This window comes from uncultured Microbacterium sp. (assembly GCF_945952435.1).
Lineage (GTDB): Bacteria > Actinomycetota > Actinomycetes > Actinomycetales > Microbacteriaceae > Microbacterium.
On sequence record NZ_CAMFHZ010000014.1, the window covers coordinates 1 to 14903 of the forward strand.

Consider the following 14903-nt stretch of genomic DNA (forward strand, 5'->3'; position numbering starts at 1 on the left):
GCCGCACGGCCCGCGACGGAGGCCGGGGATCCGGGTGACGGCCCCGGCTGAGCCCTCTGGCCGCCGGCCGGCGGGTTCGTTCGGGTTCCGCGCAAAATCGCGCCCGTACCCTGGGGCTATGTGTGGAATCGTGGGATACGTCGGCGCTCGCCCCAGCGAGGACATCCTCCTCGCCGGTCTCGCCCGTCTCGAGTATCGCGGGTACGACTCGGCGGGGATCGCCGTCATCGACGAGGCGGGATCCCTCGGGTCCCGCAAGAAGGCCGGCAAGCTGCAGGCGCTGCGGGACTCGCTCGCCGAGCACCCCCTGCCCGACGGCACGACGGGCATCGGCCACACCCGCTGGGCCACCCACGGCGGCCCGACGGACGCCAACGCGCATCCGCACCTCGCCGACGAGGACCGGCTCGCGCTGATCCACAACGGCATCATCGAGAACTTCGCCGAGCTCCGCGCCGAGCTCGAGGCCGACGGCGTCTCTTTCCGCAGCGAGACCGACACCGAGGTCGCCGCCGCCCTGATCGGCCGCGAGTACCGGCGCACGGGGGACCTCCGCACCGCGTTCCGCGCTGTCGTGAACCGCCTCGAAGGCGCCTTCACGCTGCTCGCCCTGCACCAGGACGAGCCGGGCCTGGTCGTCGCGGCGCGGCGCAACTCCCCGCTCGTCGTGGGCCTCGGCGAGGGCGAGAACTTCCTCGGCTCCGACGTCGCCGCCTTCGTCGAGCACACGCGCAGGGCGCTGGCGATCGGCCAGGACGAGATCGTCGCGATCACGCCCGAGGCCGTGGTCGTCACCGACTTCGAGGGCAACGCCGTGGAGTCGACCCCGTTCGAGGTCTCCTGGGACTCCGCCGCCGCCGAGAAGGGCGGATGGCCGAGCTTCATGGCGAAGGAGGTCGCGGAGCAGTCCGAGGCCGTCGCCAACACCATCCGCGGCCGGATCAAGGACTCGGCGGTCGTCATCCCCGAGCTCGACGGCCTCGACGATCTCTTCCGCGACGTCGACCGCATCATCGTCACGGCGTGCGGCACCGCCGCCTATGCCGCGATGGTGGGCAAGTACGCGATCGAGCAGTGGGCCCGCGTCCCCGTGGACGTCGAGCTCGCGCACGAGTTCCGCTACCGGGATCCGGTGATCGGAGAGCGCACGCTCGTCGTCTCCATCAGCCAGTCGGGCGAGACCATGGACACGCTCATGGCGGTCAAGTACGCCCGCGAGCGCGGTGCGCGCACGCTGTCGATCTGCAACACCCAGGGCGCGACCATCCCGCGCGAGTCGGACGCGGTCGTCTACACCCACGCCGGACCCGAGGTCGCGGTCGCGTCGACCAAGGCGTTCGTGGCCCAGATCACCGCGCTGCTGCTGCTGGGGCTGCACATGGGCCGCGTGCGCGGCTCGCTGCCGGCCGAGGAGAGCGCCGCCGCAGTCCTGGAGCTGGAGAACCTGCCGGCCAAGATCGACGACGTGCTCGACGCCGAGCAGGAGAGGGTCTCCCAGCTCGCCGGATGGATGGCCGACACGCGATCCGTGCTGTTCCTCGGCCGTCACGTGGGCTATCCGATCGCGCTGGAGGGCGCGCTCAAGCTCAAGGAGATCTCGTACATCCACGCCGAGGGTTTCGCGGCGGGAGAGCTCAAGCACGGCCCGATCGCGCTCATCGAGCCGGGCCAGCCCGTCTTCGTGATCGTGCCGTCGCCGCGTCACTCCGCCCTGCTGCACGCGAAGGTCGTCTCCAACATCCAGGAGATCCGGGCCCGCGGAGCGCGCGTCATCGTGGTGGCGGAAGAGGGTGACGCGGCCGTGCTGCCGTTTGCCGACGAGGTCATCCGGATCCCGCTCGCCGGTGCGCTGTTCGAGCCGCTGCTCGCCGTGGTGCCGCTGCAGATCTTCGCGATGGCCCTCGCCACGGCGAAGGGGCTCGACGTGGACCAGCCGCGCAACCTGGCCAAGTCCGTCACGGTGGAGTGACGCCGCGCCGTCGGGCGTAAGGGCGTTCCCGTCTCGTCCTGTTCTCGGGCATTCCCTTTCTCAGGACGGATCGTCCGCACGGGGGCGGAGGAGAACGGATTCCGCAGATCGCGTGATTCCGTCCTGAGAACGGACCGGCCCGGGGCCCGTCCCGCGGGTGGCAGTCCACGGGGACGGAGGTGGACCGCCGGCGGCGTCCGAGCTCCGCAGACCCCGCCGGGTAGGCTGGATCGGTGATCATCGGCACCGGCATCGACCTCGTGGACATCCCGCGATTCGAGCGGACGGTCGCCCGCACGCCGCGTCTCCTGCACCGGCTCTTCGCCCCCGCCGAGCAGGGTCTGCGGGTGTCGTCGCTCGCGGCGCGCTATGCCGCGAAGGAGGCGCTGATCAAGGCGCTGGGAGGATCCGACGGGGTGCACTGGACCGAGATCGAGATCGCGTCCGAGGCGTCGGGGCGGCCGTACTTCGCGCTGAGCGGCAGCACGGCGGACGTGGTGGCCGAGCGCGGCATCACGACCCTGCACCTGTCCCTCACGCACGACGCCGGTCTCGCGGCCGCGTACGTCGTCGCGGAGGCCCGCGACGGCTCCGGCACGAGGACGTCGGGCGGCGATCGCGCGGCGGGGGAGTCTTCCGGGCTCGCCTTCCCCTCCCCGGGGCATCGTTCCCTCCCTCTCTCGACGCAGCAGCGGGGAGGCGAAGACGTGCAGCGGGGGGAAAGAGGCGAACCCGCGCGGGACGCCGCTGCAGACCCGACGATGGGCGCGGCCTCATGAGCGTGCCGCTGCGGGAGGCGACGATCGACCTCGACGCGATCACCGACAACACCCGACACCTGCGCCGCCTCACGGGCGTCGACGTGATCGCGGTCGTGAAGGCCAACGCGTACGGGCACGGCGCCGTGCACGCGGCGGTCGCCGCGCTCGCGGGAGGCGCCACCCGCCTCGGCGTCGTGACCGTGGACGAGGCGCTCGAGCTTCGCCGCGCCGGCATCACCGCGCCGATCCTCGCCTGGCTGCACGCGCCGGGGCAGCGCTTCGACGACGCCGCGGAGGCGGGGATCGAGCTCGGCGTGTCGTCGCTCGCCCAGCTCGAAGCGGTCGCGGCGGTGCGCGGACCGCACCCTGTCGGCGTGCACCTCAAGTTCGAGACGGGCCTCAGCCGCAACGGCATCGCGCCCGCGGACGCGGCCCCGGTGCTCGCCGAGGCCGCGCGACTCGAGCGGATCGGCCGCATCCGCATCGTCGGCCTGTTCAGCCACCTCTCCAACACGAGCGAGGCCGACGACCTCGCCGCGCTCGCCGCGTTCGACCGGGGGTGCGCCGAGGCGGAGTCGTTCGGGATCCGCCCCGAGCTGCGCCACCTCGCGGCTACTGCCGCAGCGATCGAGCTGCCCCCGACCCGCCTGGACGCGGTGCGGATCGGCATCGGACTCTACGGACTGAGCCCGTTCGCCGATCGCAGCTCCTCCGATCTGGGCCTGCGCCCGGCGATGACGCTGCGCGGAGCGGTCGCCGCGGTGCGTCGGGTCCCGGCGGGAACGGGCGTGTCGTACGGCTACGACCACCGCACGACCGACGAGACGACGCTCGCCCTCGTCCCGCTCGGCTACGCGGACGGCGTGCCGCGGCAGGCCTCGGGTCGTGGCCCGGTGCAGATCGGCGGACGGCGGTACCGCGTGGCCGGGCGGATCGCGATGGACCAGTTCGTCGTGGACGTGGGCGACGCGGACGTGGGCGTGGGAGACGAGGTCGTCCTGTTCGGGGATCCGACGCTCGGGTTCCCCGCGGCCACCGACTGGGCCGATGCCGCGGACACGATCAACTACGAGGTCGTCACCCGGATCGGCCCGCGCGTGCCGCGGCGGGGCATCGCATGAGCGCGCTCGACGCCCTGCAGGGCCGGCACACGGTCGCGACCGCCGAGGAGATGGAGCAGCTCGGCAGGACGATCGGCGCCGACCTCGGCGCGGGCGACGTGCTGATCCTCACCGGCCCCCTCGGCGCCGGGAAGACCACGTTCACCCGGGGGCTCGCCGAAGGACTCGGCGTGCGCGGTCCGGTGCAGAGCCCCACCTTCGTGATCGCACGGACCCACCCCTCGCTCGTCGGCCGCGCCCCGCTCGTGCACGTCGACGCCTACCGGCTCGGATCCGCCGCGGAGCTCGACGACCTCGACGTGGACGTGCTCGGATCCGTCGTCGTGGTCGAATGGGGCCGCGGACTGGCAGAGGACCTCGCGGACGCCTGGTGGGACATCGCGTTCGAGCGTCCGGTGGGCGCGGGCCTCGATGCGGACGCGCCGGACGAGGAGCTCGACGCCGACGCGCCGCGGATCGTCACGATCGACCGCGTCGCCCGCTGAGAGCGCCCGCTGCTCGCTGAGAACGCCCCGCTCCTCGCTGAGAACGCCGCGTCGCCCGCTGAGAGCGCCCGCTGCTCGCTGAGAACGCGCGTCGCTCGCTGAGAACGCGCGTCGCCCGCTGCATCCGATCGCGCGATCCCGGCCGCGCGTGCCGATCATCGCATCGTTCCTCCTGGGTATCCGTCGCCCGCGTCGGGCGGGACAGAGATATCGGTATGATGCCGATGTTCCCCGCACCGCGTCCCGCGGGGTTCCGAGCGAGGAATGTGAACATGAGCGAAGTCGCAGCCACGGCGCAGATCGCCGTCATCGTCGAGGACGACCCCGATGTCCGCACTCTGTTGGACGAGGTCTTCCAATCCGCCGGTTTCCGCACGGTCATGACCGCGAACGGTCTCGACGGGGTGGCCGCTGTTGCGGAGCATCAGCCGCTGATCACGACCCTTGACATCAACCTGCCGGGCATCGACGGCTTCGAGGCCGCACGCCGCATCCGCAAGCTCAGCCCGACGTTCATCATCATGCTCTCCGCGCTTGGCGAGGAGAGCGACATCGTGCTCGGCCTCTCCTCCGGGGCGGACGAGTACGTGGTCAAGCCCTTCCGCCCCCGCGAGCTGCGCGCCCGGATCGAGGCGCTGCTGCGCCGCCCGAGGCTCGAGGCCCCCGCGGAACTGGTCGGCGCTCTCGTCGGCGCCGCCGAATCCGGCGCGGGCGGCGACCGGCCGACCCCGGCGCGCAACCCCTCCGCGACCGCCGCGATCCCGCTGCCCCCGGACGCGGAGGGCGCGCAGTGGCACGGGCATCGCGACATCAGTCTCGACCTCGCGACGCACACCGTGCTGGTGGCGCAGCAGGAGGTCGACCTCACGCCGACCGAGTTCGACCTGCTCGCGACGCTCCTCGAGTCCAAGCGCCGCGTGCGCAGCAAGTCCGATCTCGCCCTCGTCCTCCGCGGCGAGGCGTTCGGCTCCTCCTATTACGTCGGCGAACCGGACAAGCGCGCCATCGAGGCGCACATGGCCAACCTCCGGCGCAAGATCGGCGACAGCACGGCCGAGCCCCGCTACATCGAGACGGTCCGCGGTGTCGGCTACCGTCTCACGCCGAGCACGGACGGCACGTCGTCCTCGCGCTGACCCGCGTCGGCCTCGCGACCTGACCCGCATCGTCCTCGCGACCTGGCCCGTCGCGCCGTGCGGGGCTGCACGTGCGACCCTGCACGTCTGCGGCCGGCACGCCCGCAGACGCACGGAGGGGGCGCCAGCCTCGAACTGACGCCCCCTCGGGTGCGGTCGCGGTGCCTGTCCCGCGACCCGGCCTCGGATCTCTTCGAGGCCGCTCCCGCATCGGACAGGGTACCGATCCGGGAGCCACGCCGGTCCCCACCGGCGTTTCCCCACCTCGCCCGGGTTACGGGCCCGCGCTCGGTGAAGGAGTCGTCGTCGGGGCGGTGTCCTCCACCACCGCCCACGGCGAACGATCGTGATCCGTGATGCCGTCGGAGGGCACGTCCCCGCGCGTCCACCACTTGGCACGGTAGGGCACGCCCTGATAAGACACCACGGCACCCTTGTCGTAGGGCTGATCCGAGGCCCACACCGGCGTCCCGGCCGGCGCGGTCGGCAGCGAGAACGGCACGTCCGTCGGCAGGACGGGGCCGATCAGGCGCCACGCGGTCTGATCCGTGGTCGGCATCGGATCGTCGGGCTGGTACCCCCCGGACACCCACCACTTCGCCGCGTACACGTAGCCGTGCCAGACGACGCGGACGCCCGCCGAGTACGCGGCGCCCTCGGTCCACAGCGGGTAGGGCGCGGTCTCGGCGTCGTCGGGCAGGCTCGCCGTCGGAGAGGCGCTCGGCGTCGCGTCGCCGCCGGGCAGTCCGGAGAATCCGCGGCGCAGCGTCCCCGCGAAGCTCGCATCGCCCTGGTCCACGCCGCTGCACGAGGTCGAGACCACGGTGAGGTCGGGGTAGTTCGGACCGCACGTGCGGTCGCGGTTCGCCGACCACATCGACAGGCGCGCCAGACGCTGATCCTGGGCGAAGTCGTTGAGCTTCGCCGCGTCCTTCAGGGTGAAGACCTCGCCGCGCACGTCGTTCTGGCCGATCATCGCGGTGGCGCCGAGCACTCCCCAGGCGCCGTCCGAGGGCAGCGCCTCGTGCTGGTCCGCGTAGAGACGCTCCAGCTGGTCGTGGGCACCCTGCAGCGCGCCGATCGCGGCGTCCGCCATCGACTTCCCGGAGAGCGGGACGTTGAAGTCCATGGTCATGGCGTTGACCCCGGCGAGATTCACCCCGGCCTGCAGGAGCTGACGGATCGCACGCAGCCCGTCCTGCGTGAAGCCGTCCAGTCCCACCGGGAGCGTGAGCCACACGGTGAGGTCGGAGCCGTCGGCACGGCGCGACGCCTGGAGCTTCGCGAGCGCCTGGGCGCGGCGATCGCCGGCCGCGCTGTCGCTGAGGTTCTGGTTCTCCAGATCCAGGTCCACCGTGCTCACGGAGTACCGGTCGATCACCGTCGAGTAGGCGTTCGCGAGGTCGTTGACCGAGGAGCAGGCGGTGCCCAGCTCGGTGTTCTTCGCGCCGCCGAAGGAGATCGCGACGTGGGCGCCCTCGCGGCGCATCCCCTCGACACGGCGGTCGAGATCCAGGGAGCGTCCGGCGTCCATGAGCGAGTACGCCCCGCCCCAGCTGGGCTGGCAGCTGTCGGACGACGCCGCGACGACGAACGAGAGCAGCACGCCGTCGGACGCGGAGGCCGAGGACGAGGCGCTCGTGTCGGCGGCGTCGGCGGCGGTGACGTCGTAGTAGGCGCCGAACCACCGCGGACCGATGGGGGCGCTCACCGCCGGGCGCGAGGTGAACAGGTACCACGGGATCACGACGACGCCGGCGATCAGCGCACAGGCGATCAGGACTCCGATCGCGACCCGCCAGGGGGACAGTCGTTTACCGGGATGACGTCCGGTGGAAGTGCTGGTCATCGCAGGGTGCTCGCCTTCTGAGGCCGGGCCTCGCCGCGCTTCTCGGACGTGCGCGCGGAGGAGGTCGGGGAGAGTGAGGGATAGGGGGATCCGGTGCGCTCCTTGCGCAGGGCGATCGATCCGGTGGAACCAGGAGCCGGGTGCCCTTCGTGCAGCATGGTCCGCCAGTCGTCGCCGGGCTCGGGCTGCGGGGCGCTGTGGCGCGGTGCGGACACGAGGTCGACGTACATCCAGTCGGTGAGACCGATCCAGGTGTCCACCAGGGAGTTGCGCACGCCGATGTTCGCGATCGTGGCCCACAGCGCGCAGATCGCGTTGAACAGGGAGAACGCGAGCGTGCCCCAGGCGCCGTCGGTCCAGCTGCGCCACGCGACGAACGCCGAGAAGCCGATGATGATGTACGGGGACACCACGTACAGCAGAGGCGAGCTCGTGCGGTCCTTGACCTTCGGCGTGCGCGCGAACGGGATCTTCTTACCGGTCAGACCCTGCTGCAGCGACTTGAGCACGCCGGCGAGGTTCACCGGCAGCAGGATCAGGTTGAAGCCGTAGATCCGGAAGATGTCGCTGCGCTTGTAGCCGCAGTACTTGAGGTCGCTGGCCATCGCGAGGAAGTACGGTAGGGCGCCGGCCAGGATGAGCGGGCTCACCAGACGGCTGTCGTACGGGTAGACCAGCAGGAAGATCAGGCCGAAGCTGGCCCAGGCGATCGAGACCATGTAGTTGAGCCGCAGGGCGACCTCGCCGAAGGACAGCGGCGTGTGCGCGCGACGCATCTCCCGCACCCGGCGCCACATCTTGGGCAGGATCAGCAGTCCGCCGTTGGCCCAGCGGCGCCGCTGGACGATGAGGGATCCCCAGTCCGGCGGGGTCGCGCTGTAGCTGAGGCGCTCGGGGTAGTTGACGAGCTTCCAGCCGAAGACGGTGAGGTCGACGCTCGACTCGGTGTCCTCGATGACGGTGCGGTCCTGCACGTAGCGACGGACCTCGATCCCGCCGACCGTCTCGATCTCGAGGATGTCGTCGAGCGCCTCCATCCGGATCACGGCGTTCGCGCCCACCCAGAAGGTCGCGTCGTACTCGGTCATGCCCTGGTGCAGGATGTGCTGCACGTCGGTCGTGGCGCCCGCGAGACGCTCGATCCGCGTCGGCGCGCCCCGAAACGACGAGTACGGGGTCTGCGTGACCGCGACCTGGGCGTTGGCGGGCTGCTCGAGGAAGTGCACGAGCCGCAGGCAGTAGTCGCGCAGAAGCACCGAGTCCGCGTCGAGGGTGAGAACGAAGTCCGAGTACGGCACGTCCAGATCGGCGTGCGCGCCGCCCCGGGCTGGTCGCAGCATCAGCCCCTCCGGAGTGTGCTGCTCGACGAAGCGTCCGCCGAGCAGGCCGATGTAGGAGTTCAGGTTCATGGCCTTGTTCGCCTCGTGCGAGAGGGAGGCGTAGCGCTTGCGCTCGAACGAGGTGACCTCGGCCGAGAAGATCCAGACGAGCCGGCGCAGCAGCTCGCGCATCCGCTCCGGCGGGAGCGTCGCGCCCTCCGTGCGGGCCGACTCGAGGGCGAGCGCCGTGGTCTCCAGGTCCTCCGCGAGGCCCAGCAGCACCTCGTCCACGAAGAAGCCGTCGACGTGGTCCTCGCGGGGCTGCTCCCCGGCGAAGTCGCGCAGCCAGTCGATCGCGAAGCGGTACTCCTCGATCAGATCGTCCAGGGCCTCCACGGCCTCGGGGTCGAAGTCGAAGAGGTCCAGCGCGGAGACCAGCCGCTCGTGGGGCGCGTCCAGATCCCCCTTGATCTGGGCGACCGCGAGGCGGGTCTCGTCGAGCCGGGCGATCGCGGCGGGATCCGTCGGCTCCGGGTTGTCGTCGAGCAGCAGGACGACGCGCAGCGACGGGTACTCCTGCAACACCGCGGACCAGAGGGTCTTGCGGATGACCGCGGGCTCCTCGGCGTAGGACGGCACCAGCACGGTGAGCGGGCGATGCGGGGTGGAGAAGTGGCGGTCGATCTCGGCGCGGGCCGCCCTGCGGTGCTCGCGGAAGCGCCGGTACGCGCCGTAGCGGGCCAGCAGGTACATCAACGCGGAGAACGTCAGGAACGTCACGACCAGGAGGTAGGACGCACCCTCGATGAACTGCCACGGGGTCTCGAACTGCCCGGAGAGGAACAGCGTCACCACGACCGTGAACACGTAGAGGGCCCACAGCAGCACCGTCAGCCAGATCGCGGCCCGGCTCAGGATGAGCTTCGTGGTCGACGGGCGCAGGTGCACAGCGGGCAGGGGCGACCGCGGTCGCTCCGTGCCCCATTGGCGGCGCACTCCGTCACGGCGGACGCCACGGCGTCGCGGCGTCGTCGTGGTGCGGGGCATCGGTCCTCCTGACTCACCGCCGGTGAGCGGTCGTCCGGGGCGGCGGATCCGCCCTCTGCGTCGATGCTAAGAGGGCGCAGCGCGTGGGCGAGGCCCTTTGCGGCGTTCTTTGGATAACCTTGCGGGAGAGTTGAGCAACGGGGCCGGCGACGCCGCCCCCGTATCGTTCCCCGCGCTGCGCGACCGGGCGTCGGAGAGAGGACCGGCATGTCCCGCAGGGCGTCGATCTGGCGTTGGCAGCTGATCTTCATCGCCGCGGTCGTGGCGATCGCGGTGTTCGTCACGGCCCTGAAGCCGACCCTCTTCGGCGTCCCCTTCTTCACCGCGGGACTCCTGCTCGCGCTGGTCGTCACGACGGCGACGGTCGTGGTGCCCTGGGATCGGCTGCCGCCGTGGGCCGCGATCGCGGCTCCGCTCGCGGACGTCATCGCGATCGGCCTGACCACGGCGGCGCCCGACATCCGGTTGGGCTTCCTCTGGGTCATCCCGATCACCTGGATCGCGACGTACTTCTCCATGCTCGCCGTCATGGCGTCGATCGCCGTCTGCGCGGGCTTCCTCTTCACGCTCGGCAACCAGAGCGGCCTGATCTCGGACGTGGCGCTGCGCGTGCTCATCACCGCCTTCGCGCTGGGCTTCCTCGGTGCGACGATCAGGATCGGCCAGCGGCAGTCGGGGGCGGCACGGCGGCTGCTGCACCGACGCAGCGAGCAGATCAACCGCATCGCGCGACGCGCCGAGACGCACGAGCGCCGCGTCACCGAGATCATCGACGCCCTCGACACCGCGCTCGTCGCGGTCGGCGACGGCGGACGGATCCTCAAGATGAACGACGCGTACCGACGGCTCTACGGCCGCGACGGCTACGGCGCGGCGCTCCCCGCGCCCGCGGTCGAGTACGACGATCGCGAGGGGGAGCCGATCCCCGTCGATCGCACGGTCATCGCGCGGGCGGGCCGTGGCGAGCACGTCGACGGCGAGCGCGTGTGGCTGTACGACGTCGAGGGCACCTGGCGGGCGCTCGAGGTGCGCATCCAGGCGATCGCCAGCGAGGAGGAGGAGGGCGAGGTGGCGCTCGTGCGCATCGAGGACGTGACAGAGGCGCTCGCCCTGGCGCAGGAGCGGCGCACGGTGACGGCGATCCTCAACCACGAGCTGCGAAACCCCCTCACCGCCATCGTCGGGCACGTCGATCTGCTGCTCGAGCGCGAAGACCTCCCGCCGCGCGCCGCCGACCAGCTGCGGATCGTCGCCAGCGCGAGCGAGCGCATGCAGGGCCTCGTGACGACCGCGCTCGACACCTCCCGCGCACGGGCGAGGCAGCTCTCGGAGCCGGTGGACCTGCGGGGGCTGGTCGAGGCGTCCGTCGACTCGTTCCAGCCCACCGCCGCCGCCAACCGTCTCCAGGTCAAGGTGTCCGGCGCGCAGACGCTGCTCATCTACGGCGACGCGTTCCGGCTGCGTCAGGCGATCGACAACGTCGTCAGCAACGCCGTCAAGTACACGCCCGCCGGGGGCCACGTCGACATCGTCCTCGCGACCGCGCAGGACGGCCGCGCGGAGGTCGTCGTCGCCGACACCGGATCCGGCATGTCGCCGGACGACGTCGCGCGTCTGTTCCAGCCCTACTTCCGCTCGGAGAGGGCGGAACGCAGCGGAATACCGGGAACGGGTCTCGGGATGGTCGTCGTGCAGGACGTCGTGACCGCGCACGGCGGCACGATCGACGTGGACAGCGCCCTCGGGCGCGGGACCCGGATGTTCCTGCGCTTTCCGCGCCGCCAGGAGAGGATTTCCGCCGCATGAGCTCGATCACCGGTCCCGTAGGGATCTCCGTCAACCCCTCGGTGATCCTGGTCGCCCTCGTCACGCTGTCGACGGCGATCGTGTTCGGCCTCGCGCTGCTTCCCCGGCCCAGTCGGGCGACGATCACGTGGTCGGCGGCCTTCGGCATCGCGATGATCGCGACCTACGTGTGGGTCGCGGCGATGCAGTTCGACAGTGCACCGCTGCGGGCCATCTCCTCGGGTCTGCTCGTGTGCTTCGAGCCGCTCCTGTGGCTCGGCGTCCGCTTCTACGCCGGCAAGCGACCACCGTGGCTCGCGGCCCTCGCCTTCCCGATGTTCGCTCCCACCGTGCTGGTGCTGTTCTCCGGCTCGGAGGAGTACGCGACGGTGTTCCGCGTCGTCTTCACCGCGGCGGCCGTGTACGCGGGGCTCGCGGCCTGGGAGCTGTTCCGACTGCGTCTCACGACCCACGACGTGGTCCTGCCCCTCGCGCTGGTGTCGTGCGCGTTCGTCGTCGTGGCCGTCGTGGGTCTCGTGGCGGGGGTCGCGCGGATCGGGTCGGCGCCCGGAGACGAGCTCAGCATGCTTCGGGACATCAACGGCGTGGGGACGGTGCTGACCAGCCAGTGCGCGTCGATCACGATCGTGCTGCTGGCCCGGGGCGAGAGCCTGCTGCGTACGAACCTCGTCCGCGCGGACCAGGACGAGTTCGGCGAGCTGCGCGCCAGGCTGCGTCGCGCCAGGGGCAGACAGGAGAACTCCTGGTCGCTCCTCGATGTGCGTCTCGACGACCCGTCGGACCTCCACGACGCCTCGGGGCCCGCGGTCTACGCGGGCGTCGTCGCGGCCTTCCAGGAGCACGTCCGGCAGGCGCTCCCCGCCTCCGCCGACATGATCTGGCTCGCGGGGGAGCGGGCGATCGCGCTGCTGCCGGGATCGGAGGAGGCGGTGCGGCACCACCTGCGCGAGCTCCTCGCACACGTGTCGCGCATCGACGAGCGCGGCACCGAGTCGGCGGTCCGGGTGTCGGCGAGCATCGGCTGGGCGAGCGTCGTCTCGACCGGCTTCGACCTCGACGCACTGCGACTGGATGCCGCGGCCGGGGCGGAGGCGGCCCGCGAGCGGGGCGGCGATCGATGGGAACGCGCCTCCGAGGTGGCGGCTACCCTGGGAGAGTGATTCTGGGCGTCGACACCTCGTTGGGCACCGCCGTCGGGCTGATCGGCCGCGACGGGCGGGCGGTCGCCGAGGCGGCGCGCACCGCGCCGCTCGGGCACGCCGAGGTCGTCGGGGAACTGCTGACGGAGGTCGTCGGCGCGGCGGACGGTCCGATCGCGCACGTCGCGGCCGGCATGGGTCCGGGCCCGTTCACCGGGCTGCGGATCGGGATCGCCGCGGCACGCGCGTTCGCGCTCGGCCGCGGAATCCCCGTGGTGCCCGTCCCCAGCCACCATGCCGCGGCTCTCGCCGTGATCGACACGGAGGCGCCCGCCGAGCCCTTCGCGATCCTCACCGACGCCCGCCGCCGCGAGACGGCGGTGACCGTTTACGAGGGCATCGACGTCGACGGCATCCCGCACGCGGTCGTCGACACCGTCCTCGTGCCCCGCGACGAGGTCGACGCGAGGCTCGGCGCGCTGCGCCGCTTCGAGGTGACCGCCCTGTCCGGGACCGCGCTCGCCCGCGTCGCCCGTCGGGCGCTCGACGCCGGCCGCGTGCTGACCGGACCCGAGCCGCTGTACCTGCGTCCGCCGGACGCGCGGACCCCTGCGCCGCCGAAACGGGTGGGGCTGTGATCCGCCCGGCGACCGGGGAGGACCTCGCGGCGATCATGGACATCGAGCGCCGATCCTTCCCCACGGACGCCTGGAGCGCCGAGCTCATGGCCGCTGAGCTGGCCGGTGCTCACAGCCGCTACTTCGTCGACGTGGAGCCGCACGCCGCGGGCGACCGCGTCGTCGGCTACGGGGGCGTGAGGGCGCTGCGCGGGTCCGGGGACGCCGACATCCAGACCATCGCGCTCGATGCGCCCGCCCGGGGATCCGGGCGGGGACGTGCCCTGCTGCGCACGCTGCTCGCCGAGGCGGCCGACCGCGGCGCGCGGGAGGTCTTCCTCGAGGTGCGCGCCGACAACCCGATCGCGCAGGGGCTGTACGGCTCCGAGGGGTTCGTCGAGATCGGTCGCCGGCCCGGCTACTATCAGCCGGACGACGTCGCCGCCGTCGTCATGAAGCTCGACCTGCGCTCCTGGCCTCCGAGCGTTCTCAGGTCGGATCGGCCGTCCGGCGCCGAGCCCCGCCTCCCCGCGACCATTCCGCCGATCCATCCTGAGAACGAGAGCGACGCCGATGTCTGAACCGCTGGTGCTCGGGATCGAGACGAGCTGCGACGAGACCGGGATCGGGATCGTGCGCGGGCGGACGCTGCTGTCCAACACGATCGCGTCGAGCATGGACGAGCATGCGCGCTATGGGGGCGTCGTGCCCGAGGTCGCCGCGCGGGCGCACCTCGAAGCGCTGCAGCCCTCGATCGAGCAGGCGCTCGCGGAGGCGCAGGTGCGGCTCTCGGATCTGGACGCCGTCGCGGTCACGAGCGGGCCGGGGCTCGCCGGGGCGCTCATGGTCGGGATCGGTGCCGCGAAGGGCCTCGCCGCCTCCCTCGACACCCCGCTCTACGCGGTCAACCATCTCGTCGGCCACATCGCCGCCGACATCCTGGATCCGGATGCGCCTGCCCTGGAGTATCCGACGATCGCACTGCTCGTCTCGGGCGGGCACACCTCGCTCCTGCACGTGCGCGATCTCACCACCGACGTGGAGCTGCTCGGCGAGACCGTGGACGACGCGGCGGGGGAGGCCTTCGACAAGGTCGCCCGGCTGCTCGGCCTGCCGTATCCCGGCGGTCCGGAGATCGATCGCGCGGCGGTCGGCGGCGATCCGAACGCGATCCGCTTCCCGCGCGGGCTGTCCCGCGCCTCCGATCGCGAGAAGCACCGCTACGACTTCTCCTTCTCCGGGCTCAAGACCGCCGTCGCCCGCTGGGTCGAACGGGCCGAGGCGGCGGGCGAGACCGTCCCCGTCGCGGACGTGGCCGCGAGCTTCCGCGAGGCCGTCGTGGACGTGCTCGTGACCAAGGCTCTCGCGGCCTGCGAGGACCGCGGCGTCCCGCGGCTGCTCCTCGGCGGCGGTGTCGTCGCGAACCGCCGCCTGCGCGAGGTCGCGCTCGCCCGTGCCGAGGCCGCCGGCGTGACGGTGCGGATCCCTCCGCTGTCGCTCTGCACGGACAACGGCGCGATGATCGCCGCCCTCGCGGCCGAGCTCATCGCCTCGGGGCGGCGCCCGTCGACGCTCGGTTTCGGGGCGGACTCGACGCTGCCCGTCACGGAGATCCAGGTGGCGGAGCGCGCAGGAACGGTCGGGGACGGCTGAG

Annotated in this window: 11 protein-coding genes and 1 pseudogene; 10 read left to right on the top strand and 2 right to left on the bottom strand. The window is 71.9% G+C overall.

The window, feature by feature from the left end:
* The first annotated feature begins 118 nt into the window (after window positions 1-118).
* The 5 genes and pseudogenes from glmS to Q0P88_RS08910 all read left to right on the top strand — a co-directional run bounded on the left by glmS (window position 119) and on the right by Q0P88_RS08910 (window position 5472).
* Window positions 119-1969: a glutamine--fructose-6-phosphate transaminase (isomerizing) gene (glmS, locus tag Q0P88_RS08890; protein ID WP_295013227.1), complete on the top strand. Its 1851-nt coding sequence runs from the start codon at window positions 119-121 to the stop codon at window positions 1967-1969.
* A 233-nt stretch (window positions 1970-2202) separates the two neighbouring features.
* A pseudogene (locus Q0P88_RS08895) lies at window positions 2203-2550 on the top strand (holo-ACP synthase); the annotation flags it as partial.
* A 194-nt stretch (window positions 2551-2744) separates the two neighbouring features.
* Complete coding sequence (gene alr, locus Q0P88_RS08900) at window positions 2745-3851, top strand: alanine racemase (RefSeq protein WP_295013229.1); 1107 nt, start codon at window positions 2745-2747, stop codon at window positions 3849-3851.
* Window positions 3848-4336 (top strand): tRNA (adenosine(37)-N6)-threonylcarbamoyltransferase complex ATPase subunit type 1 TsaE, encoded by a 489-nt coding sequence (gene tsaE / locus Q0P88_RS08905; RefSeq protein ID WP_295013230.1) that lies wholly within the window; start codon window positions 3848-3850, stop codon window positions 4334-4336. The genes alr and tsaE overlap by 4 nt, the downstream gene beginning before the upstream one ends.
* Window positions 4337-4608: 272 nt before the next feature.
* Complete coding sequence (locus Q0P88_RS08910) at window positions 4609-5472, top strand: response regulator transcription factor (RefSeq protein WP_295013232.1); 864 nt, start codon at window positions 4609-4611, stop codon at window positions 5470-5472.
* Window positions 5473-5746: 274 nt separating this feature from the next.
* Here the strand turns inward: Q0P88_RS08910 and Q0P88_RS08915 are convergent, their stop codons facing one another.
* Together Q0P88_RS08915 and Q0P88_RS08920 are read right to left on the bottom strand one after the other, a co-directional pair.
* Entirely contained in the window at window positions 5747-7321 is a 1575-nt protein-coding gene (locus Q0P88_RS08915; RefSeq protein ID WP_295013234.1) for a carbohydrate-binding protein, read from the bottom strand.
* A complete protein-coding gene (locus Q0P88_RS08920; protein WP_295013236.1) occupies window positions 7318-9687 on the bottom strand; it encodes a glycosyltransferase family 2 protein in 2370 nt (789 codons plus the stop codon). Before Q0P88_RS08920 ends, Q0P88_RS08915 begins: the two co-directional genes overlap by 4 nt.
* A 207-nt stretch (window positions 9688-9894) precedes the next feature.
* Here Q0P88_RS08920 and Q0P88_RS08925 point away from each other — a divergent pair, with 207 nt between their 5' ends.
* Genes Q0P88_RS08925 through tsaD form a run of 5 tightly spaced genes read left to right on the top strand, consistent with a single transcriptional unit; the run spans window position 9895 to window position 14902 of the window.
* Window positions 9895-11493 carry a HAMP domain-containing sensor histidine kinase gene (locus Q0P88_RS08925; protein WP_295013238.1) on the top strand — a complete coding sequence of 533 codons (1599 nt, stop codon included), beginning with the start codon at window positions 9895-9897 and terminating at the stop codon, window positions 11491-11493.
* A complete protein-coding gene (locus Q0P88_RS08930; RefSeq protein ID WP_295013240.1) occupies window positions 11490-12653 on the top strand; it encodes a hypothetical protein in 1164 nt (387 codons plus the stop codon). Before Q0P88_RS08925 ends, Q0P88_RS08930 begins: the two co-directional genes overlap by 4 nt.
* Window positions 12650-13270 (top strand): tRNA (adenosine(37)-N6)-threonylcarbamoyltransferase complex dimerization subunit type 1 TsaB, encoded by a 621-nt coding sequence (tsaB, locus tag Q0P88_RS08935; RefSeq protein ID WP_295013242.1) that lies wholly within the window; start codon window positions 12650-12652, stop codon window positions 13268-13270. The genes Q0P88_RS08930 and tsaB overlap by 4 nt, the downstream gene beginning before the upstream one ends.
* On the top strand, window positions 13267-13830 hold the full coding sequence (gene rimI / locus Q0P88_RS08940; protein WP_295013244.1) for a ribosomal protein S18-alanine N-acetyltransferase: 564 nt from the start codon (window positions 13267-13269) through the stop codon (window positions 13828-13830). The genes tsaB and rimI overlap by 4 nt, the downstream gene beginning before the upstream one ends.
* Entirely contained in the window at window positions 13823-14902 is a 1080-nt protein-coding gene (gene tsaD, locus Q0P88_RS08945; RefSeq protein ID WP_295013246.1) for a tRNA (adenosine(37)-N6)-threonylcarbamoyltransferase complex transferase subunit TsaD, read from the top strand. The genes rimI and tsaD overlap by 8 nt, the downstream gene beginning before the upstream one ends.
* Window position 14903: the final 1 nt, after the last annotated feature.

Coding starts and splice junctions, on each gene's coding strand:
- Q0P88_RS08925 (WP_295013238.1), top strand. CDS start 9,895: ATGTCCCGCAGGGCGTCGATCTGGCGTTGGCAGCTGATCTTCATCGCC.
- tsaD (WP_295013246.1), top strand. CDS start 13,823: ATGTCTGAACCGCTGGTGCTCGGGATCGAGACGAGCTGCGACGAGACC.
- alr (WP_295013229.1), top strand. CDS start 2,745: ATGAGCGTGCCGCTGCGGGAGGCGACGATCGACCTCGACGCGATCACC.
- tsaE (WP_295013230.1), top strand. CDS start 3,848: ATGAGCGCGCTCGACGCCCTGCAGGGCCGGCACACGGTCGCGACCGCC.
- glmS (WP_295013227.1), top strand. CDS start 119: ATGTGTGGAATCGTGGGATACGTCGGCGCTCGCCCCAGCGAGGACATC.
- Q0P88_RS08915 (WP_295013234.1), bottom strand. CDS start 7,321: ATGACCAGCACTTCCACCGGACGTCATCCCGGTAAACGACTGTCCCCC.
- Q0P88_RS08920 (WP_295013236.1), bottom strand. CDS start 9,687: ATGCCCCGCACCACGACGACGCCGCGACGCCGTGGCGTCCGCCGTGAC.
- Q0P88_RS08910 (WP_295013232.1), top strand. CDS start 4,609: ATGAGCGAAGTCGCAGCCACGGCGCAGATCGCCGTCATCGTCGAGGAC.
- Q0P88_RS08930 (WP_295013240.1), top strand. CDS start 11,490: ATGAGCTCGATCACCGGTCCCGTAGGGATCTCCGTCAACCCCTCGGTG.